Source organism: Nitrincola nitratireducens (assembly GCF_000585235.1).
In the GTDB taxonomy this organism is placed as follows: domain Bacteria; phylum Pseudomonadota; class Gammaproteobacteria; order Pseudomonadales; family Balneatricaceae; genus Nitrincola; species Nitrincola alkalisediminis.
Window position 1 is genome coordinate 67,748 of sequence record NZ_AONB01000003.1, and the last position, 20,114, is coordinate 87,861.

Annotated in this window: 19 protein-coding genes and 1 pseudogene; 19 read left to right on the forward strand and 1 reads right to left on the reverse strand. The window is 46.6% G+C overall.

What is annotated here, in order from left to right; genetic code table 11:
* Nucleotides 1-23: 23 nt before the first annotated feature.
* Nucleotides 24-794 carry a type I methionyl aminopeptidase gene (gene map / locus D791_RS04255; RefSeq protein WP_036508271.1) on the reverse strand — a complete coding sequence of 257 codons (771 nt, stop codon included), beginning with the start codon at nucleotides 792-794 and terminating at the stop codon, nucleotides 24-26.
* Between the two features lie 311 nt (nucleotides 795-1,105).
* On the opposite strand from map, the gene rpsB reads away from it, so the two are divergent.
* From rpsB to tilS, 19 genes and pseudogenes are all read left to right on the forward strand, one after another.
* Nucleotides 1,106-1,840 carry a 30S ribosomal protein S2 gene (rpsB, locus tag D791_RS04260; protein WP_036508272.1) on the forward strand — a complete coding sequence of 245 codons (735 nt, stop codon included), beginning with the start codon at nucleotides 1,106-1,108 and terminating at the stop codon, nucleotides 1,838-1,840.
* 107 nt (nucleotides 1,841-1,947) lie between these two features.
* Nucleotides 1,948-2,807 (forward strand): annotated as a pseudogene (gene tsf, locus D791_RS04265) (translation elongation factor Ts).
* A 114-nt stretch (nucleotides 2,808-2,921) separates the two neighbouring features.
* On the forward strand, nucleotides 2,922-3,677 hold the full coding sequence (pyrH, locus tag D791_RS04270; RefSeq protein ID WP_036508274.1) for a UMP kinase: 756 nt from the start codon (nucleotides 2,922-2,924) through the stop codon (nucleotides 3,675-3,677).
* Nucleotides 3,670-4,227 (forward strand): ribosome recycling factor, encoded by a 558-nt coding sequence (gene frr / locus D791_RS04275; protein WP_036508277.1) that lies wholly within the window; start codon nucleotides 3,670-3,672, stop codon nucleotides 4,225-4,227. The genes pyrH and frr overlap by 8 nt, the downstream gene beginning before the upstream one ends.
* Nucleotides 4,228-4,272: 45 nt before the next feature.
* Nucleotides 4,273-5,037, forward strand: coding sequence for a polyprenyl diphosphate synthase (gene uppS / locus D791_RS04280; protein WP_081763721.1), 765 nt, complete (start codon nucleotides 4,273-4,275; stop codon nucleotides 5,035-5,037).
* On the forward strand, nucleotides 5,030-5,839 hold the full coding sequence (locus D791_RS04285; protein WP_036508279.1) for a phosphatidate cytidylyltransferase: 810 nt from the start codon (nucleotides 5,030-5,032) through the stop codon (nucleotides 5,837-5,839). Before uppS ends, D791_RS04285 begins: the two co-directional genes overlap by 8 nt.
* Before the next feature lie 25 nt (nucleotides 5,840-5,864).
* Complete coding sequence (rseP, locus tag D791_RS04290) at nucleotides 5,865-7,217, forward strand: RIP metalloprotease RseP (protein ID WP_036508281.1); 1,353 nt, start codon at nucleotides 5,865-5,867, stop codon at nucleotides 7,215-7,217.
* 46 nt (nucleotides 7,218-7,263) lie between these two features.
* Entirely contained in the window at nucleotides 7,264-7,605 is a 342-nt protein-coding gene (locus tag D791_RS20685; protein WP_237748512.1) for a POTRA domain-containing protein, read from the forward strand.
* Complete coding sequence (locus D791_RS20690) at nucleotides 7,602-8,228, forward strand: POTRA domain-containing protein (protein ID WP_237748513.1); 627 nt, start codon at nucleotides 7,602-7,604, stop codon at nucleotides 8,226-8,228. Before D791_RS20685 ends, D791_RS20690 begins: the two co-directional genes overlap by 4 nt.
* Complete coding sequence (gene bamA, locus D791_RS20695; RefSeq protein ID WP_237748514.1) at nucleotides 8,213-9,607, forward strand: outer membrane protein assembly factor BamA; 1,395 nt, start codon at nucleotides 8,213-8,215, stop codon at nucleotides 9,605-9,607. Before D791_RS20690 ends, bamA begins: the two co-directional genes overlap by 16 nt.
* A gap of 14 nt (nucleotides 9,608-9,621) precedes the next feature.
* On the forward strand, nucleotides 9,622-10,116 hold the full coding sequence (locus D791_RS04300) for an OmpH/Skp family outer membrane protein (RefSeq protein WP_036508284.1): 495 nt from the start codon (nucleotides 9,622-9,624) through the stop codon (nucleotides 10,114-10,116).
* A gap of 10 nt (nucleotides 10,117-10,126) precedes the next feature.
* Nucleotides 10,127-11,164, forward strand: coding sequence for a UDP-3-O-(3-hydroxymyristoyl)glucosamine N-acyltransferase (gene lpxD / locus D791_RS04305; RefSeq protein WP_036508287.1), 1,038 nt, complete (start codon nucleotides 10,127-10,129; stop codon nucleotides 11,162-11,164).
* A gap of 13 nt (nucleotides 11,165-11,177) precedes the next feature.
* The gene (gene fabZ / locus D791_RS04310) at nucleotides 11,178-11,615 is read left to right on the forward strand and encodes a 3-hydroxyacyl-ACP dehydratase FabZ (protein ID WP_081763722.1); all 438 of its coding nucleotides are present in this window, start codon (nucleotides 11,178-11,180) and stop codon (nucleotides 11,613-11,615) included.
* A 2-nt stretch (nucleotides 11,616-11,617) separates the two neighbouring features.
* Nucleotides 11,618-12,388 (forward strand): acyl-ACP--UDP-N-acetylglucosamine O-acyltransferase, encoded by a 771-nt coding sequence (gene lpxA, locus D791_RS04315; protein WP_081763723.1) that lies wholly within the window; start codon nucleotides 11,618-11,620, stop codon nucleotides 12,386-12,388.
* A gap of 15 nt (nucleotides 12,389-12,403) precedes the next feature.
* Nucleotides 12,404-13,591: a lipid-A-disaccharide synthase gene (lpxB, locus tag D791_RS04320; protein WP_036508292.1), complete on the forward strand. Its 1,188-nt coding sequence runs from the start codon at nucleotides 12,404-12,406 to the stop codon at nucleotides 13,589-13,591.
* Entirely contained in the window at nucleotides 13,584-14,150 is a 567-nt protein-coding gene (gene rnhB, locus D791_RS04325) for a ribonuclease HII (RefSeq protein WP_237748515.1), read from the forward strand. The genes lpxB and rnhB overlap by 8 nt, the downstream gene beginning before the upstream one ends.
* Nucleotides 14,151-14,213: 63 nt before the next feature.
* On the forward strand, nucleotides 14,214-17,717 hold the full coding sequence (gene dnaE, locus D791_RS04330) for a DNA polymerase III subunit alpha (RefSeq protein ID WP_036508297.1): 3,504 nt from the start codon (nucleotides 14,214-14,216) through the stop codon (nucleotides 17,715-17,717).
* A 94-nt stretch (nucleotides 17,718-17,811) separates the two neighbouring features.
* A complete protein-coding gene (gene accA, locus D791_RS04335) occupies nucleotides 17,812-18,771 on the forward strand; it encodes an acetyl-CoA carboxylase carboxyl transferase subunit alpha (protein ID WP_036508298.1) in 960 nt (319 codons plus the stop codon).
* Between the two features lie 17 nt (nucleotides 18,772-18,788).
* Nucleotides 18,789-20,090: a tRNA lysidine(34) synthetase TilS gene (tilS, locus tag D791_RS04340; RefSeq protein WP_051514177.1), complete on the forward strand. Its 1,302-nt coding sequence runs from the start codon at nucleotides 18,789-18,791 to the stop codon at nucleotides 20,088-20,090.
* Nucleotides 20,091-20,114: the final 24 nt, after the last annotated feature.

Sequence of the window (20,114 nt, forward strand, 5' to 3'; positions counted from 1 at the left end):
ATTATCTCCAGATGCAGAAGGTGTTAAAAAGATTCTTCGTTGCGTCGAGTGAGTACTTCGTAACCATCCGCCGTGACCAAAATTGTGTGCTCCCATTGTGCTGAAAGACGTTTGTCAGCCGTCTCTACTGTCCAGCCATCGCGTTTGGATAATTTTACGTGACGCTTGCCAGCATTGATCATAGGTTCAATGGTGAAAATCATGCCTTCCTGTAACACATCTCCTGTGTTCGGACGTCCGTAATGAAGCACCTGTGGGTCTTCATGGAATTCTTTTCCAATGCCGTGGCCGCAGTACTCTCTGACCACCGAATAGTGTGCTTTTTCTGCATGTTGCTGAATAACAAAGCCAATATCACCCAAGCGAGCCCCGGGCTTGACAAGTTCTATGCCTTTGTAAAGGCACTCTTGTGTGACTTCGCATAGGCGTTGCGCGTGAGGTGCGACGTCGCCTACATAAAACATTTTGCTGGTGTCGCCATGATAATCATCCTTAATAACGGTAATGTCTATGTTGACGATGTCACCGTTTTTAAGTTTTTTATCATTCGGGATGCCATGACAAACCACCTGATTGACTGACGTGCAGATTGACTTAGGAAAGCCGTGGTAATTGAGTGGTGCAGGGATCGCATTTTGGGTGTTGACGATATAATCATGACAAATTTGATTGAGCTCGTCAGTGGTTACGCCGACTTTAACGAAAGGTTCAATCATTTCTAGAACCTCGGCCGCAAGGCGCCCTGCTATTCTCATTTTCCCTATTTCTTCAGGCGTTTTAATGGTAATGCTCATGGTGCTACAGATGCTCCGAATCTCACAGACGTAAAGTTACTAATAGTCTATTGTAGCTAAATTCAAGAGTGAGTGATAACTCTTCAGTAGAGTGAGTGGCCTCATGATGGGATTGTATGACTTTTTAAATCGAATTTTAGTGCAGACGCTTTAAAAAAAAGCCATCTTATGCTATAAAATGCCCTCCCAAAAATCGTGCGTAAAGCACACTTAACACACACACTTATCGGCACATACTTTCTGGGTGCTGCGCTTGCAGTGGAAAGATGGGATAGGTGGAGGTTAAACCCACTTTTACAGGAATAGATACAATGGCAAAAGTTTCAATGCGTGACTTGCTAAAAGCAGGTGTTCACTTCGGTCACCAGACTCGTTACTGGAATCCAAAGATGAACAAGTTTATCTTTGGCGCGCGTAACAAAATTCATATCATCAACCTAGAGCATACGCTTCCTGCACTGAATGGTGCGTTAGATGTTGTGCAAAACATGGCGTCCAACAAAAACAAAATTATGTTTGTTGGAACCAAGCGTGCGGCAAGCAAGGTTATCAGGGAAGAAGCGCAACGCGCGGGTATGCCTTACGTTAACCACCGCTGGTTAGGTGGTATGTTGACTAACTATAAAACAATTCGTCAGTCGATCCGTCGTCTGCGTGAATTGGAAGCGATGTCACAAGACGGTACTTTCGATAAGTTGACCAAGAAAGAAGCATTGGTGCGTACTCGCGAAATGCAAAAGCTTGAATTGTCAATCGGTGGTATCAAGGATATGGGCGGTTTGCCTGATGCTCTGTTCGTTATCGATGTTGATCATGAACGTATTGCTATCAACGAAGCGAACAAACTGGGTATTCCTGTTATCGGTATCGTTGATACGAATAGCAACCCAGATGGCGTTGATTACGTCATTCCTGGTAATGACGATGCGCTGCGTGCTATCCAGATCTATGCTCAGTCAGTTGCTGATGCGTGCATCGAAGGTCTTGGTCAAAACGTAGGTGTGGTTAGCGAATTCGTAGAAGTCGAAGAGCAGGCTGCTGAGTAATCAGTTTGTCACACTCGCAGGATTAACTTGATTGATTCGCAATGAGGGGAGCGCGGCTCCCCTTTTTTCGATTCAGATAAACGTAAAAATTTTGAGAGGAAATCAACATGGCTAACATCTCTGCAGGCCTGGTTAAAGAGCTTCGTGAGCGTACTGGTCTGGGTATGATGGAGTGCAAAAAAGCACTCGTTGAAGCAGAAGGCGATATCGAAAGAGCGATTGACGATCTGCGTAAATCATCAGGAATGAAAGCAGCAAAGAAAGCAGGTCGTACTGCGGCTGATGGCGTTGTTGCCGTTAAAGTTGCTGATGACAATAGCTACGCTGTTGTGTTGGAAGTGAACTCAGAGACTGACTTCGTTGCTCGTGATGATAACTTCCTTGGTTTCGTTGAAAGCGTGTTGGCGAAGGCGTTTGCTGATAAGCAAACGGATATCGAGGCTTGATGGCGGGTGATCTTGAGTCTGCTCGTGAAGCGTTGGTTCAGAAAATCGGTGAAAATATCAGCGTTCGTCGTGCATTCTTGGTTGAAGGTGCGGTTGTTGATGCGTATGTTCATAGCAACAACCGTCTTGCGACTGTTGTTTCGTTAACAGCGGGTGATGCTGAAATTGCGCGTGATGTTGCAATGCATGTAACGGCAGTGAATCCACGTGTTGTTCGTCCTGAAGATATGCCTCAGGAAGAACTGGATCGTGAAAAAGATATTATTATGGCTCAACCGGATATGGAAGGTAAGCCACAAGAAATCAAAGAAAAAATGGCTGTTGGTCGTATCAAAAAATACCTTGCTGAAAACAGCTTGGTTGAACAGGCGTTTGTTAAAAACCCAGAGCAGACCGTTGGCCAATTGGTAAAAGCAGCTGGCGCTGATGTTGTTGCGTTTGTACGCATCGGTGTGGGTGAAGGTATCGAAGTTGAGAAAAAAGACTTCGCTGCTGAAGTTGCAGAGCAGCTAAAAGGCTGATCGTGTTCAGTAGTCCTCGCTCGCAGGGCTGCTTCTGTCGCGCTGAAAAAATCAGCGCGACGTCTTCGTTTTTCTTGTACACTACCTCATCTTATTCGAGCGGAGAAGCTACTCATGCCCAGCGCAGACAAACAATCAAGATATAAACGTATTTTGCTGAAACTGAGTGGTGAAGCATTATTGGGTGACGAAAACTTTGGTATAGACCCTAAAGTGTTGAACCGCATGGCGCTAGAGATAGGTCAGTTGGTTGGTATCGGTGTTCAGGTTGGTATCGTTATTGGTGGGGGTAACCTTTTCCGTGGAGCGGCACTGAATGCGGCAGGTTTAGACCGTGTTACAGGTGATCACATGGGAATGTTGGCGACAGTTATGAATGCTCTCGCGATGCGTGATGCGCTTGAACGTTGTAATATTGCGACCCGAGTGATGTCTGCTATCCCAATGAGTGGTGTGGTTGACCATTACGACCGTCGAAATGCAATGCGATATCTGCGTCAAAACGATGTGGTTATTTTCGCAGCAGGTACTGGAAATCCGTTCTTTACGACGGATTCGGCGGCGTGTTTGCGCGGAATTGAAATTGAAGCGGATGTTGTGCTTAAAGCGACAAAGGTTGACGGTGTCTACACTGCAGATCCGATGAAAGACCCAACCGCTACTCGTTACTCGCACCTGAGTTTTAACGAGGTGTTGGAAAAACAATTAGGTGTAATGGACATGACAGCGATCTGTCTCACGCGTGACCACAATATGCCTGTGCGAGTGTTTAATATGAATAAACACGGCGCCCTGGTCAATGTGGTTATGGGTGGAGATGAAGGTACGTTGATTGATGCAGGTCCTGAAGCAGGAGGTTCAAATGATTAATGAAATTATCCGCGATGCCGAAGTTCGTATGAAAAAGAGCACGGAGTCGCTTGTAGACAATTTTAAAAAAATTCGTACAGGGCGTGCGCATCCCAGTATATTGGATAGTATTCAAGTGTCCTATTATGGTTCGCCAGTGCCGATTCAGCAGGTTGCAAACGTAATGGTTGAAGATGCGCGCATGCTCACCATCGTTCCCTGGGAAAAGAAAATGGTGCCAGAAATCGAAAAGGCCATCATGAAGTCGGATTTGGGAATTAATCCAAATACATCGGGCGATGTGATTCGAGTCCCCATGCCTGCTCTAACTGAAGAGACGCGTAAGGGATATACACGCCAAGCGCGTGCAGAAGCAGAGGGTGCAAAGGTCGCAATTCGTAACATACGCCGTGATGCGAACTCAAGTTTTAAAGACGCCCTTAAGGGTAAAGAAATAAGCGAAGATGATGATCGTCGCGGTCAAGATTTAGTTCAAAAACTAACCGATAAATATGTGGCTGAAGTGGACGCATTGCTGGCTCATAAAGAGTCAGAGTTAATGGAAATATAACAACTATTTATGGACGCGAGGCGCTAAGCCTCGCTGACGTCTACTATGTCTAATCAAATGACTCTTACATCGATCCCAAATACGAGTATACCTCGTCATATTGCAATCATTATGGACGGAAACAATCGTTGGGCAAAGCAACACCGCTTACCTGGATTGGCAGGCCATAAAGCGGGTGTAGCCAGTGTGCGCAGTGTCATTGAGGGGTGTCTAGAGGAAGGTGTTAGTGTATTAACCTTGTTTGCATTTAGCAGTGAAAACTGGAAACGTCCTGAGCCTGAGGTTAGAGGCTTGATGGATTTGTTTTTTATCTCGTTAAATCGAGAGGTTAAAAAACTCAACAAGCATGGTATACGTTTAAATATCATTGGTGATCGCTCTCGATTCTCAATGAAATTACAAGAAAAAATGAAAGCGGCTGAAGTATTGACTGAAAATAATTCGAAGTTGATTCTGAATGTCGCTGCCAATTATGGTGGTCGCTGGGATATAACGAATGCCGCAAAATTGATTGCGCAGCGTTGTCTCGAAAGTCAGATGACGCCATCTGACATAAATGAAACCACTTTTCATGATTTTACATCACTAGCCAATTTCCCAGATCCTGATCTTTGTATACGAACAGGTGGGGAAAAACGAATCAGTAATTTTTTGATCTGGCAAATGGCCTATGCTGAACTTTATTTCAGTGATTCATACTGGCCAGATTTTGATAAACACCAATTATCAAGTGCAATTAAGGACTATAGCCAGCGTCAGCGTCGATTCGGTAAAACCGGTGAGCAGATAGAGGCTAATCACATTGCTTAAACAACGACTCATTACAGGCCTTATTTTAGGTGTAGGGATTTTAGCCACTGTTTGGTGGGTGCCATTGTGGCTGTTTTCTTTGATAGTGGGGGCCGCAACCGTATATGGTGCTTGGGAATGGTCAAACTTTTGTCGCTTTAAGCCCATTGGGCGCATTGCCTATGTTGTGATGTTGGCCGTTTTAATCTTGTTGTTATTCGTGGGGATGGATGATGCACTTGCAGCCATTATTACGATATCGGCGGTTGCATTTTGGTTAGGCGCTTTGGTGTTAGTGTTACGTTACCCCTCCGAGATTAAATGGCGAGCACGAGGGCATAAACTTATTATTGGGATGTTTGTTTTAATACCCGCTTGGTTGGCTTTGGTGCGCTTGAAAGAGATGCCCAATGGCGAAATGTTAATACTACTATTGCTTCTCTTGGTTTGGGGCGCGGATACTGGTGCCTATTTTGCGGGTCGAGCCTTAGGAAAGCATAAGTTGATGCCCAATGTCAGCCCAGGGAAGACGATTGAAGGCTTCGTCGGTGGTTTGGCTGTGTGTATGTTTATTGCGCTATCCTTCTCGATATGGAACGAACTAACTGGAGCAGCGTTGGTCTATTTGGTTCTGTTGTCAATTGTAACCGCTATGGCTTCGGTTTTGGGTGATTTGTTCGAAAGCATGTTTAAGCGAGAGCGAGGAATTAAAGACAGCGGCACATTGCTTCCAGGGCACGGTGGAGTCTTGGATCGAATCGACAGTTTAACGGCGGCGGCCCCTGTGTTTTTGTTCGGGCTACAAATGGCACCTCCTTTTTAAATGCAAATAATTTGAGAGACGGTTAATGGGCGTATTGCAGACACTTTTAGCAACCCTAGTCACGTTGGGAATACTGGTGACTATTCACGAGTGGGGTCATTATTGGGTTGCTCGGCGTTGTGGTGTCAAGGTGCTGCGTTTCTCTGTTGGTTTTGGTAAGCCCTTGTTTAGCTGGAAAGGCCGCGATGATACTGTCTATGCCGTTGCAATGATTCCCTTGGGTGGATATGTCAGCATGCTGGATGAACGTGAAGGGAATGTTCCGCCTGAGTTCAAACATCAAGCCTTTAATAACAAGCCTGTGTTGCAGCGAATTGCGATTGTCGCCGCAGGTCCTATCGTGAACTTGTTGTTTGCCGTATTAGCCTACTGGTTTTTATTTGTTGTCGGAACTCAGGTTATTGTTCCTAAAGTGGGTGATGTGCGTCCAGGATCGCCTGCGGCCATGGCCGGTATAAACCCGGGTGAAGAAATTCTGAGTGTTGATGGCTATAAGGTTGTTTCTTGGGATCAGGTTAATCTGCGCTTGGCGGCAAGGATAGGTGAGACAGGGCAAGTGACTGTAATCGCTGCTGAGCCTGGTCGCAGTGAACGGGTATACCAAGTTGAATTAAACAATTGGCGCGTTGATCTTGAGCGTGAATCACCAATTACTGCAATGGGGTTTATGCCGTGGAGGCCAGATGTTGCACCTGTTTTGGGGCAGTTGTTAGACGATGGTCAAGCCGCATTGTCGGGTTTAAAAACGGGTGACCGCATTGTGGCCGTTAATGATGAGTGGATTGAAAGCTGGCAGCAGTTGGTTGAAAAAGTGCAGGGCAGTGCGGGTGAGCGCTTAAATGTATTGGTAGAGCGTAACGGTGAGCGTTTGGAGTTTGAAGTTGTGCCAGCTGCACGTCACAGTGAACAAGGTGTTGTAACGGGATACATAGGTGCGGGTGTTGCAGCAACCACTTGGCCAGATGATATGATTCGAGAGGTTCGCTACAATCCGATTGTCGCTTTAAAAATGGGGGTTGAAAAAACAGGTCAGATGATTATGTTGACCTTGGATTCCATTCGAAAGATGATTGTCGGTGTTATTTCTGTAAAAAACTTGAGTGGACCGATTACCATTGCTAAAGTGGCGGGGGATTCGGCAGCATCCGGTTTGGAAACCTTTATTAGCTTCCTTGCTTACCTTAGTATCAGTCTTGGAATCTTGAATTTACTTCCAATACCGATGCTAGATGGCGGTCATCTGATGTATTATATGGTTGAACTGATTAGAGGTAAGCCAGTTAGTGAGCAAGTGCAGATGTTTGGCCTGAAAATAGGGATGTTCCTACTTTTCAGCCTTATGGCGCTTGCAATCATTAATGATATCGCTCGTCTTTAACGCGTAGAGACTACTTTAACTGAAACTATCAAAAAGAATTTTTGGCATGAAACGCACGCTCACATTGTTTTTAGTTTCACTCCTTTGGGTCGCACCTGCCCACTCAGACAATGTCTTTGTGGTCAATGATATTCGAGTCGAAGGATTGCAGCAGGTCGACGCAGGCAACGTCTTCCGTAATTTTCCTATCGCAACCGGAGATCAAGTGGATGGGGCGGCTCTTGCTGCCGCGACTCGCCAACTTTTTCGTTCAGGATTCTTTGAAGATGTGCAGTTAGTGCGTGAAAATGACGTGCTAGTACTTGTCTTGCGTGAGCGACCTGCCGTTGCGATTATTCGCATTGAAGCAACAAGGCCATCAAGGAAGAACAGTTACGCGAAGGTTTGAAGCAGTCAGGCCTTCAAGAGGGCGATATCTTCCGTCGAGCAACACTTGATCAAATCGAACTTGATTTAATGCGAGTCTACACCACGCAGGGTCGTTACGGTGCCGATATAACCACTGAAGTTGAGAACCTGCCGGGTAACCGTGTGGCATTGAACATTAATATTACTGAAGGCCGTGTGGCGAGCATCAGTCATATAAATATTGTGGGGAACACCGTTTTTACAGATAAAGAATTGACGGATCTGTTTACCCTTCAGTTGCCGAATTTTTGGTCTTTTTACACGAAGTCCGATCAGTATTCTCGTGAAAAACTGTCTGGGGATCTAGAGCGTTTACGCTCTTACTACTTAGACCGCGGTTATATCAACTTCTCAATTGACTCGACGCAAGTTGCTTTGTCGCCGGATAAGCAAGACGTCTTTATCACGGTTGATATCACCGAAGGTGAGCAATTTAAAGTGGCAGATGTTGTGTTTGTCGGAAATCTAGTGGTATCTGACGACGTGCTTCAATCCAAGCTCAGTATGACCGCAGGTGATGTGTTCTCGCGCAGAGAAATGACCGATTCACAAGAGCGTCTTGTTCGTTTACTTGGCGATCAAGCTACATGTTTGCGAATGTGAGCCCAATCCCTGAAATCAATGACGATAACACGGTATCGATTCGTTATTTTATCGAACCAGGTAAGCAAACCTATGTGCGTCGTATCGGTATACGGGGTAACACACGTACGGCTGATGAAGTCATTCGTCGCGAAGTTGAACAGATGGAAGCCGGTGTGGTATCAAGTGCGGCTATCGAACGTTCGCAAACACGTATCGAGCGTACTGGATATTTCCGCTCTGTGAATGTTGAAACGCGCCCAGTTGCCGGCACAGATGATCAAATCGATTTAGAGTTTATTGTTGAAGAGCAGCAGTCAGGACAGTTAAGCGCAAGTATCGGCTTCTCACAAAGTGAAGGGATTATCTTGCAATTGGGTGTTTCCCAAGAAAACTTCTTGGGCTCAGGTAAGAGTGTTGCGTTTAATGTCTCAAACAGCTCAACCTTAACAGAGTATAGCTTTAACTACTTAGATCCCTTCTTCACAGTCGATGGTGTGAGTCGTGGCTTTAACGTGTTTTACAGAGAAGAAAACTTCGACGAAGATGATCGCGGTGATTACAACACAGATTCGTTTGGTGGCGGTATTACCTTTGGTTATCCGATAGATGACTTTCAGCGTTTGAGCTTTTCAGGTGATGTTGAGTTCCTACGTCTAAAAAATAACCTTGCCCTTCAAGGCACTGAAGTGTTTGATGTTATTAATCGTTTCACCCAAGACAATGGTGATGAGTACCTCAACTGGAAGTTGACGGCAGGTTGGAGTGACAATCGCCTGAATCGTGGATTTTTCCCGACCAAAGGCCGTTCACAAGGGGCGAGCTTAGAAGTTTCCATTCCTGGAAGTGATTTGGATTACTATCGTGCCCAGTATAACAATCGTTTTTACTGGCCAATCAATAGTGATGAAACCTGGATAGCTTCGCTGAGAAGCCGTGTCGGTTATGCGGATACTTACGGTGATAAAGATTTCCCCTTCTTCAAAAACTACTTCGCAGGCGGTTTAACCTCTGTGCGTGGATTTGAAGCAAATAGCTTAGGCCCTCGTTATAGCCGTGGAAATGTCAGCAGTGCCCAGCGTTCGATGGGCGGAAACGTATTAGTGTCAGGTAGTGCTGAGTTGATTTTTCCAATGCCCTTCTTAAAAGATAAGACTGCATGGCGCCCCTTGGTATTTATGGATGCGGGTAACGTATTTACAACCAAATGTTTAAAGGGAGCAACTCAAAATACATGCAAAGAGGGTGTTGATTTTGGAGATTTGCGTTATTCAGCAGGCGTTGGTTTGAGTTGGCTTACCCCTGTAGGTCCCTTATCAATCTCGTTGAGTAAGGCATTAAATAGTAAATCTGGTGACGAAACGGAAGTGTTCCAGTTCGCACTAGGTCAGTCATTCTGATTTAAGGGGAAGTAATGAAAATTAAAGGTACTTTAATACTGTTGATGCTTGTGTTCAGCAGTCAAGCGTTTGCAGATAGATTCCGTGTGTTAGGCGTGCAGGAAGCATTACTGAGCTCCAAGGCAGCTGAAGATTTTAGAGCGTCAATGGAGCGAGAATTTGCGGCCGAAGAACGTGCGTTGATTGAATTAGAGCGTCAAGCGGTTGCTGTACGAGATCGTATTCAGCAAAATCAAGGTCTCATTCCTGATCAGGAAATGGAGCAGCTACATCTGCAATTCCAAAAAGCCTTCACCGAATATCAAACACGTGGTGAAGCAATGGCCGAAAAGCAAATTGAGCGTGAGCAAGAGTTCCTGACGTCGATGCGTCCCAAGCTAGATCAGGCAATTCGCTCCTTGATTGAAAATGAAAATATTGATGTTGTTTTTGCAAAACAAGCAACTGTTTATGCTAGCGGTACCATCGATATCACACCTCGTGTGATTGAACTTTTAAATAGACAGTAAGCGACAACCGATGGCTTCAGAGGTCGGCTTTTCTCTGCAGACTCTTGCCTCTATTGTTGAAGGTAGGATTCAGGGTGATCCAGCGATGATAATCAATGGATTAAATACCCTGAATCTTGCGGGTAGAGGTGAACTTTCCTTCTTTGCGAATCCACGATATATCCACCAGCTTAGCGAAAGTGGCGCAGCTGCGATTTTGGTATCAAGTGATTATGCCCACCTAGTTAAGAACTCAGCCGTGATAGTAGCGGACCCTTATTTGGCGTTTGCAAAGCTGACACATCATTATGATTGGCGTCGGCCAGCTCAGCCGGGTATCTCACCTCAGGCTATTGTGGATCCAACGGCTGTTGTTCATGAGTCGGCCCAGATTTGCGCCAATGTCGTTATTGAGGCCGGAGTTAAGATTGGCGCCAACGTGTATATCGGTCCGAACTCAGTGATAGGTTCGCATTCTATAGTAGGCGATGCTTGTCGATTAGAGGCCAATGTGACGCTGTACCCTAATGTTCATTTGGGTGAGCGGGTCTTGATTCATAGTGCCAGCGTTTTGGGTGCGGATGGATTTGGATTTGCGAAAGAGCAGCGGCAATGGGTGAAAATCTGTCAGTTGGGTGGCGTGAGAGTAGGCGATGATGTTGAAATAGGGGCGAGTGTTACCATTGATCGAGGGGCGCTAGCGGATACTGTCATCGAAAAAGGCGTCAAACTGGATAATCAAATCCAGATAGCGCATAACGTTCAAATAGGTGAGCACACCGCTATCGCAGGGGGTACCGCCGTTGCTGGCAGTACTCGTATTGGCAAATATTGTACGATTGCCGGAATGTCAGGGATTACAGGACACCTTGAAATAGCGGATAATACGCATATTACGGCCATGACGTTGGTCAGTAAATCAATTGATAAAGCAGGAGCTTACTCATCTGGAACGGGTCAGGAACCTCATCAGCAATGGAAGCGTAACGTAGTGCGTTTCCGGCAGTTGGACGAGCTGGCTAAACGGGTACGTAAGCTTGAACAGACACTAGCAGAAGACAACGAATAAGGTTTAATATCAAATGATGGATGTAAAAGAAATCCGTAAATATCTACCACACCGCTATCCATTTTTGTTGGTGGATCGTGTGCTTGAGCTAGTGCCTGGCGAGTCTATCGTTGCGATTAAAAATGTAACTGTTAACGAGCCCTTTTTTAATGGACATTTTCCTGATCATCCCGTGATGCCAGGCGTTCTTTTAGTCGAAGCCATGGCGCAGGCGGCTGGGATTTTGGGTTTCAAAACAATGGATAAAACGCCAGAAGACGGATCTATATACTACTTTGTAGGCGCGGACGATTTACGCTTCAAGCGTCCTGTTGTGCCTGGAGACCAAGTCAAGTTAGAAGCTCAGGTTTTATCTGAGCGACGTGGTATCTGGAAGTTTGCCGTTAAAGCAACCGTTGATGGCGCAATCGTCTGCAGTGCGACGATTTTATGTGCAGATAGGAAGGTGTGAGTTTGATTCATCCGACGGCAATTATCGATCCGAGTGCAAAGTTAGCAGTCAATGTTAAAGTTGGACCTTGGTCCTACATTGGGCCTGATGTTGAAATTGGCGAAGATACGCAGATTGAGTCACATGTTGTTATCAAAGGTCCAACGCGTATTGGTAAGGGTAACCGTTTTTTTCAATTCGCCAGTATTGGAGAAGAGTGCCAAGATAAAAAATACCGCGGTGAACCCACCCGTCTAGAGATTGGTGACTTTAATGTCTTTCGCGAAGGTTGCACGGTTCATCGAGGCACAATTCAAGATCAAGGTTTGACCTTGATTGGCAGTCATAATTTATTCATGGCTTATGTGCACGTTGCCCATGATTGCAGGGTCGGCAACCATGTTATTCTGGCCAATAATGCTGCGCTTGCAGGGCATGTGAGCGTTCAGGATTATGCGATACTTGGTGGTTTTACGGCTGTGCATCAGTTTTGCCAAATCGGTGCCCATGTCATGTGTGGCGCTGGTACCGTTGTGCTGAAAGACATACCTGCTTATGTCATGGCCAGCGGAAATTCTGCCACGCCACACGGTATTAATTCTGAGGGCTTAAAGCGTAGGGGATTCGGTAGCGAGACCCTTGCTGAAATACGTAGGGCGTATAAAGTCATCTATCGACAAGGTTTGACCCTTGATGAGGCCATTGCACGTCTCAAGCAAAGCTCTCAAGCGGAACCTGCTTTAAACGTGTTGATTGATTCTTTAGAGGGATCAGAACGAGGAATCATCCGTTAGGGGTGTGGTAAGCGAGTGAATTCAAAAAGGGTTAAAATTGCTATAGTCGCTGGTGAAGCATCCGGCGATATCCTAGGTGCGGGGCTGTTGAAAGCATTAAAGTGTCATTTTTCCAACATCGACATTGAAGGCATCGGTGGAGATTTGATGCTGGAAGAAGGGCTTCGCAGTCTCTATCCAATGGAACGCTTATCTGTGATGGGACTAACAGAGGTGCTAGGGCGTTTGCCTGAACTTCTGAAGCTGCGCAAGCGTTTAGCCGAGCACTGGAAGCAAAACCCGCCAGATGTTTTTATTGGAATAGATGCCCCTGACTTTACACTAGGTCTTGAAGAGCACTTGAAAGCGTCAGGAATTGCAACGGTTCATTATGTCAGTCCTTCCGTTTGGGCATGGCGTAAAAAACGTATTTTCAAAATCAAACGAAGCACAGACCTGATGCTGACTTTGCTGCCATTTGAAGCCGCCTTCTACGAGCAGCACCAACAGAGAGTTGCTTTTGTTGGCCATCCGCTTGCCGATGATATTCCTCTACTTCCGAATGCCGAGCATGCCAAGTCCCTTTTGAAAATTGCACTGGATAAGCGTGTTGTGGCCTTGCTACCTGGAAGCCGTAAAAGTGAAGTTTCGCAGCTCGCGAAAGTGTTCTTGCAAACAGCACAGATGCTCACTAAACAGGATCCAGATCTTGTTTTTGTGTTGCCAGCTGCGAATCAAAAGCGATATCAGGAGCTGCAAACGCTTATTTCAGACGAGTTTTCTGAGCTGAATGTGCAGTTGTTGCTCAAACAGTCCCAAATTGCGATGGAAGCAAGCGATGCGATTTTAATCGCGTCAGGTACGGCCACACTTGAAGCTATGCTTTATAAAAAGCCGATGGTAGTTGCTTACCGTTTGTCGCCTATCACCTATTGTATATTATCAAGAATGATTACAAGTCAGTGGGTGTCATTGCCCAATCTTTTGGCACAACAAACCTTGGTGCCAGAGCTCCTGCAACAGAAAGCAACACCCAATCTGTTAAGTGAAGCCCTATTGCAATCCCTTGAAAACACAGCTTATCGAGCCTCGCTGGTTGATCGTTTTACCGAAATTCATCATAAACTTCGTCAGAATGCGAGTGAAAAAGCAGCCGCAGCGGTCATATCCCTAATGCAAGATAAGCAACGACTGGCTACAGATGTTGAGGTTCGAAATGTCTAGGATTGCTGGTGTTGATGAGGTTGGGCGAGGCCCTTTAGTCGGAAATGTTGTGACGGCAGCTGTAATATTGGATCCAGAGCGTCCGATTATTGGCTTGCGGGACTCAAAAAAACTGACCAAAAAAAAACGAGAAGCACTGTTTGATGAAATCTGTGAAAAGGCACTCAGCTATGCAATTGCCTATGCCACACCTACGGAAATAGATGCATTAAACATCTTGCAGGCAACGATGTTGGCGATGACTCGAGCTGTTGAAGGGCTTTCGATTGCGCCGGATCTTGTACTGATAGATGGCAATCGCTGTCCGAGTTTGCCGTATGAAAGTAGAGCAATTGTCGGTGGAGATGACCAAATTGCAGAAATCAGTGCGGCCTCTATTTTAGCGAAGGTGGTTCGGGATCGTGAAATGCAAGCGTTAGATGAGCGCTATCCTATGTATGGGTTTGCCCAGCATAAGGGGTATCCAACCAAGGCACATCTCCTCGCGTTACGTGAGTATGGTCCCATCGAAGAGCACCGGCGGAGCTTTAAGCCCGTCCGTGTATTGCTCGAATCATAATGCGGAGCAGATTGCTCAATTCGCTTCAACTTTGATCCACGTGTTCAATATGGGAAAATCGAAATGTCTACACCCTCCTTTGTGCACCTGCGCGTTCATACGGAATATTCGCTTTACGACGGTCTTGTCCGTATCAAAAAATTGGTCGCCCAAGCACAAGCGGCTGGTATGCCTGCGGTCGCCGTAACGGATCAAACGAACCTCTATGCGCTCATCAAATTCTATAAGGCTGCGTTAGGGGCCGGAATTAAACCCATTTGTGGTGTTGATTTTTGGGTGGTGAACCCACAGGATGATCGTGCAGACCCTTTTCAATTCACCTTGCTGATCAAAAATCGTAAAGGCTATAAAAATTTAATGGAGTTGGTATCAAGGGCCTATTCTGAAGGGCAAAATTTATTTCCCGGTAGAGCAGTTGTTCGCCGAGAGTGGATTGCAGAAAAAGCAGAAGGCCTGATAGCGCTGTCCGGTGCAACAAAAGGTGATGTTGGGCGTGCGGTCTTGGCAGGTAATTCCGCCCTGGCTGAAGAGTCGCTTCAATACTGGATGAATGTATTCCCTGATGCCTACTATCTGGAGGTTCAACGGACAGGACGGCCTGGAGATGAAGAGTGGCTTCATGCCAGTGTCGCGCTTGCGAATCAGTTTGCATGCCCATTGGTTGCAACCAATGAAGTGATGTTCTTAAAAGCAGATGACTTTGAGGCTCATGAAGCAAGGGTTTGCATCAATCAAGGACGGGCGCTTGACGATGCTTCCCGCCCTAAAGACTATTCCGATCAGCAGTATTTCCGAAGCGCAGATGAGATGGCGCGCTTGTTTTCGGATTTGCCGAGTGCTTTAGAAAATACGGTTGAGATTGCCAGACGTTGCAGCATAGACGTCGAGTTAGGTACCTACTACCTTCCTGAGTACCCCATTCCTGACGGAATGACAATGGACGACTATTTTAGAAAAGTCTCCTGTGAGGGTTTGGAAGAGCGTCTTGAATTTATCTTACGAAAAGATGACCCTGAGTATGAGTCTAAGCGCCAAGTCTATTTTGATCGTTTAGACTTCGAACTAAACATCATCATTCAAATGGGGTTTCCAGGCTATTTTCTAATCGTTATGGACTTCATCCAGTGGGCAAAGGATAACGGCATTCCTGTGGGTCCAGGGCGTGGTTCGGGAGCGGGCTCCCTTGTTGCCTATGCTCAAAAAATAACAGACTTGGACCCACTTGAGTACGACTTACTTTTCGAGCGCTTTTTGAACCCCGAGCGTGTTTCGATGCCTGACTTTGATATCGATTTCTGTATGGATAATCGAGACCGGGTAATCGATTACGTGGCAGAAGCCTATGGCCGTGAAGCGGTTTCGCAAATTATCACCTTCGGAACGATGGCGGCCAAGGCGGTTGTAAGGGACGTTGCGAGGGTGCAGGGTAAGCCATTTGGTATGGCAGATCGGCTTTCAAAACTCATTCCATTTGAAGTGGGTATGACGCTGGAAAAAGCGATTGAGCAAGAGCCTGCGCTTAAAGAGTATATTGAATCGAGCGAAGATGTTGCCGAAATCTGGGAAATGGCTCTCAAGCTAGAAGGAGTCACTCGGAACGTTGGTAAGCACGCTGGAGGCGTCGTCATAGCGCCGACCAAATTGACTGACTTTTCCGCGACCTATTGTGATGAGGAAGGACAAGGCCTAGTTACCCAATATGATAAAAACGATGTTGAGGAAGCGGGGCTGGTCAAGTTTGACTTTTTAGGCTTAAGAACGCTGACCATCATTGATTGGGCGCTTAAAACCATTAATACATTAAGACGCCAACAGGGGAAAGACGATTTACGGATCGAAGGAATTGACCTAGAAGATCAAGCCGTCTTTAAGCTGTTGCAACGGGCTGAAACTACCGCTGTATTTCAGCTTGAGTCGAGCGGGATGAAAGACTTGATTCGTCGTCTTCAGCCGAGCCGTTTTGAAGACATTATCGCATTGGTGGCCTTGTTCAGACCAGGTCCATTGCAATCAGGCATGGTTGATGACTTTATCAACCGTAAGCATGGTCGAGCAGCACTTGCATGGCCTCACCCAGATTATCAATTAGACAGCCTTCAGCCAGTACTTGAGCCAACCTACGGGATTATTCTCTACCAAGAACAAGTCATGCAGATTGCTCAGGTGATGGCGGGCTATACGCTGGGTGAGGCAGACTTGCTGCGCCGTGCCATGGGTAAGAAAAAACCCGAAGAAATGCAAAAACAACGTCAGTTCTTTTTGGATGGCTCGGCTAAACAAGGCATTGATGTAGGGCTTGCGGGAAATATCTTTGACTTGGTTGAAAAGTTCGCAGGCTACGGTTTTAATAAGTCGCACTCTGCTGCCTATGCGCTCGTGTCGTATCAGACAGCTTGGTTAAAAACCTATTACCCCGCACCCTTCATGGCGGCGGTGCTTTCGTCCGATATGCAGAACACAGACAAGGTTGTAGTGTTTATTGAAGAGTGTCGGCAGATGAAGTTGACGCTACGCTTACCCGATGTCAATACCAGTGAATTTATGTTTACGGTCAATGAGGCGGGCGACATTATTTATGGTCTAGGTGCCGTAAAAGGGGTGGGTGAGGGTCCCGTCGAGGCGATTGTTACTGCGCGTCAGCAGGGCGGCCCTTTTACCGATATTTTTGATTTTTGTGCACGTGTAGGTGCTAAAAAGTTAAATAAGCGAGTGATGGAAGCGCTCGTGCGTTGTGGTGCGCTAGACAGTTTAGGAAATGTGGGGCGCGCCGTTCTTTGGAATGCGATCAGTCCAGCCCTGCAAGCAGCCGATCAGGCCGCGCGTAATCAAGATGCCGGCATGTTTGATTTATTCGGAGATGTCGAGGCGGAAACCCCGAGTGACCCATATGCCGATTATCAAAAAGTCCGTGAGTGGACAGATAAAGAGCGCTTGCTTGGTGAAAAAGAAACACTGGGACTCTATGTGACCGGGCACCCAATTGATGAATATGAAAAAGAACTGTCACGAATGATTAGTAGGCGCTTGGTGGAAATTCAACCGCAAAAAGGGCGCTCACAAAAAATGGCAGGATTGGTGGTTGATTTACGGTTAAAGAAAACTAAGAAAGGCGACACTCTGTGTTTTGTTACGCTTGATGATCGCAGCGCACGAATGGAAGTCACGCTCTTTGGTGAAGCCTATGAGGCTGCCAAAGGCTTTGTTGCCAAGGATAAAGTCCTCATCATTGAAGGTGAGGTTGCGAACGATGAGTATAATGGCGGCATTAAGGTGCGTGGGCAAACGGTGATGAGCATTGTGCAAGCCCGAGCTAAGCAGGCCTTGGCATTGCAAGTATGCTGTGATGAGCGCGTGTTGCACCGTCAAACGCTTCAGTATTTAAAAACACAAATGGAGCAAAATCGATATGATTCGGAGCGTCTCCCTGTGCATCTTCGTTTCTCACGGAAAGACGCCGAAGGGTTGATAGTGCTGGGTGCTGACTGGCAGTTAGAGCCGAGTGATGAGCAATTGCTTGCACTTAAAGAAATATTTGGTAATGATGCGGTCGAATTGCGTTGGCCGTAAGGGGCAGGATTGGACTGGAGATCAGATGAATCTGCAGGTAAAATCGTAAAACTGTTTAAATTTTTTAACCTTAATTAATGTAGAACTGAAGCGCATGAATCCTAACTACCTCGATTTTGAACAGCCCATCGCCGAGCTGGAGGCCAAAATCAATGAGTTACGCCATGTCGGTGCCAATAATGCGGATCTCAATCTGTCAGAAGAAATTGATAATCTGCAGGAGAAGAGCCGTAAGCTGACTCGCTCAATTTTCTCTGATTTGAGCGCATGGCAAGTGTCACAGCTCTCTCGTCACCCTCAGCGCCCGTATACTCTGGATTACATTGCGCTGGCGTTTGATGATTTTGATGAAGTGCATGGTGATCGGCATTTTGCCGATGATGCAGCTATCGTCAGTGGCATAGCGCGCCTTGATGGAGAGCCTGTTGTCCTGATTGGCCATCAAAAAGGGCGCGACGTGAAGGAGAAAGTAAGGCGCAACTTTGGTATGCCGCGTCCAGAAGGCTACCGAAAAGCTCTGCGTGTGATGGAGATGGCCGAGCGCTTTAAGATGCCATTGTTTACCTTCATTGACACGCCGGGTGCTTATCCTGGTATCGATGCAGAAGAGCGTGGGCAGTCCGAAGCGATTGCATTTAACCTTGCACGTATGTCACGTCTTAATACACCCATCATCTCTACCGTTATTGGTGAGGGTGGTTCGGGTGGTGCATTGGCGATAGGTGTTTGCGATGAATTGTTGATGCTGCAATACGGCACTTATTCCGTTATTTCGCCTGAAGGCTGTGCTTCTATTCTTTGGAAAAGCGCAGAGCGTGCACCCGATGCCGCTAAAGCCATGGGGATTAACTCTGAACGCCTGCATGAGCTAGGCTTGGTTGACCAGATTATTCCCGAGCCCTTAGGGGGAGCGCACCGAGATCCTGCCGAAATGGCCAAACGTGTAAAAGAAGCGTTGCAGTCTAGTTTGGCTAGACTTCGTTCATTGGATCAGGAGCAACTCCTAGAAAGACGTTATGCGCGTTTAATGTCCTATGGGGCTGATAAGCTCTGATTGTTAGGTTGTAGAGTATGAACCCAGTGGTGGCTTTGCAGGCGTTAGCCGGAGCACATCCTGATGTCAGGCGCTGGGTGATTGCGTACAGTGGCGGTTTAGACTCCGAAGTCTTGCTCAGTGCTGCCACTCAAGCCTTTCCTGTTTCGTCGCTGCTTGCTATTCACGTGAATCATCAACTTCAAGATGGTGCGGTGGCTTGGTCTGAACATTGCCGACAGCGTTGTACTGAGCTGAATGTTGCCTTTGTCTGCGTAATCGTTTCACCTTTATCGTCATCAGAGCAAGATGCACGAAATGCCCGTTATCAAGCATTTGCAGATCATTTAGGTGAGGGTGATGCATTGCTTATGGCCCATCATGCCGATGATCAAGCCGAAACACTGATATATCGGTTAGTACGTGGGGCGGGTGTACGTGGTTTGGCAGCGATCCCAACGGAACGGCCTTTTTATTCAAGCAAAATACTAAGGCCTTTTTTATCAGTTTCGCGAAGAACACTTGAGGCTTGGGCGCATGAGCAGCACCTGAACTGGATCGAGGACCCATCGAACAAAAAGGAGGACTATGCGCGGAATTATATTCGACTGCGCGTACTGCCCGAGTTGCAAACGCGTTGGCCTCAAGTGGTGGGACGACTTGCTAAAACAGCGAGTTATATGACCGAAGCAGACAAGGTTTTAGTTGAAGTGGCGCAACAGGATTTACACAGTTTGTTAAGCAAGTGTGAGTCGATAAGTGTTGCTCCCTTATTGCGCTTATCCATTCCGCGCCAGCACAACGTTTTGCGTTATTGGATTCACCAGCGGGGAGGGGAGTTGGATGAGTCAAGTCTTCAATCCATCCGAAAACAGTTGTTATGCGAGCAGCCGTCCTCATCGGCGTCTGTTCAAGTTTCCAAAACACATCGAATTTGCGGCTATCGGCAGCATTTGTTTTATTTGCCCCTAACGTTACCGTTGATTGAGGTATTTGAGCGTCAATTGAATATGGTAGCAGGGACTTATACGCTAGAAACAGGTATTCTAACGATCGAAGGCGAATGCTTGGCAATCGGTTCGGTAACGCTCATCTACCGTCAAGGCGGTGAACGACTTCGGCCTCGTGGGCGAGGTGGATCGGTTAGCTTAAAGCAGCTGTTACAAGAAAAGGGCATTCCACCCTGGTGGAGAGAAAATTGGCCCGTATTGATGATGGGTGATACGCTAGTCGCAGTGCCAAGTGTCTGTTTTACAGATAATTGGCCAAATGAATGCAATCTTCGCGTGATATGGCATCCTTTTGGATTGTCTGAAGAGCCTTTTTTTGCTACTGTGTAATACCATCTTTACCCCTCCAAATAT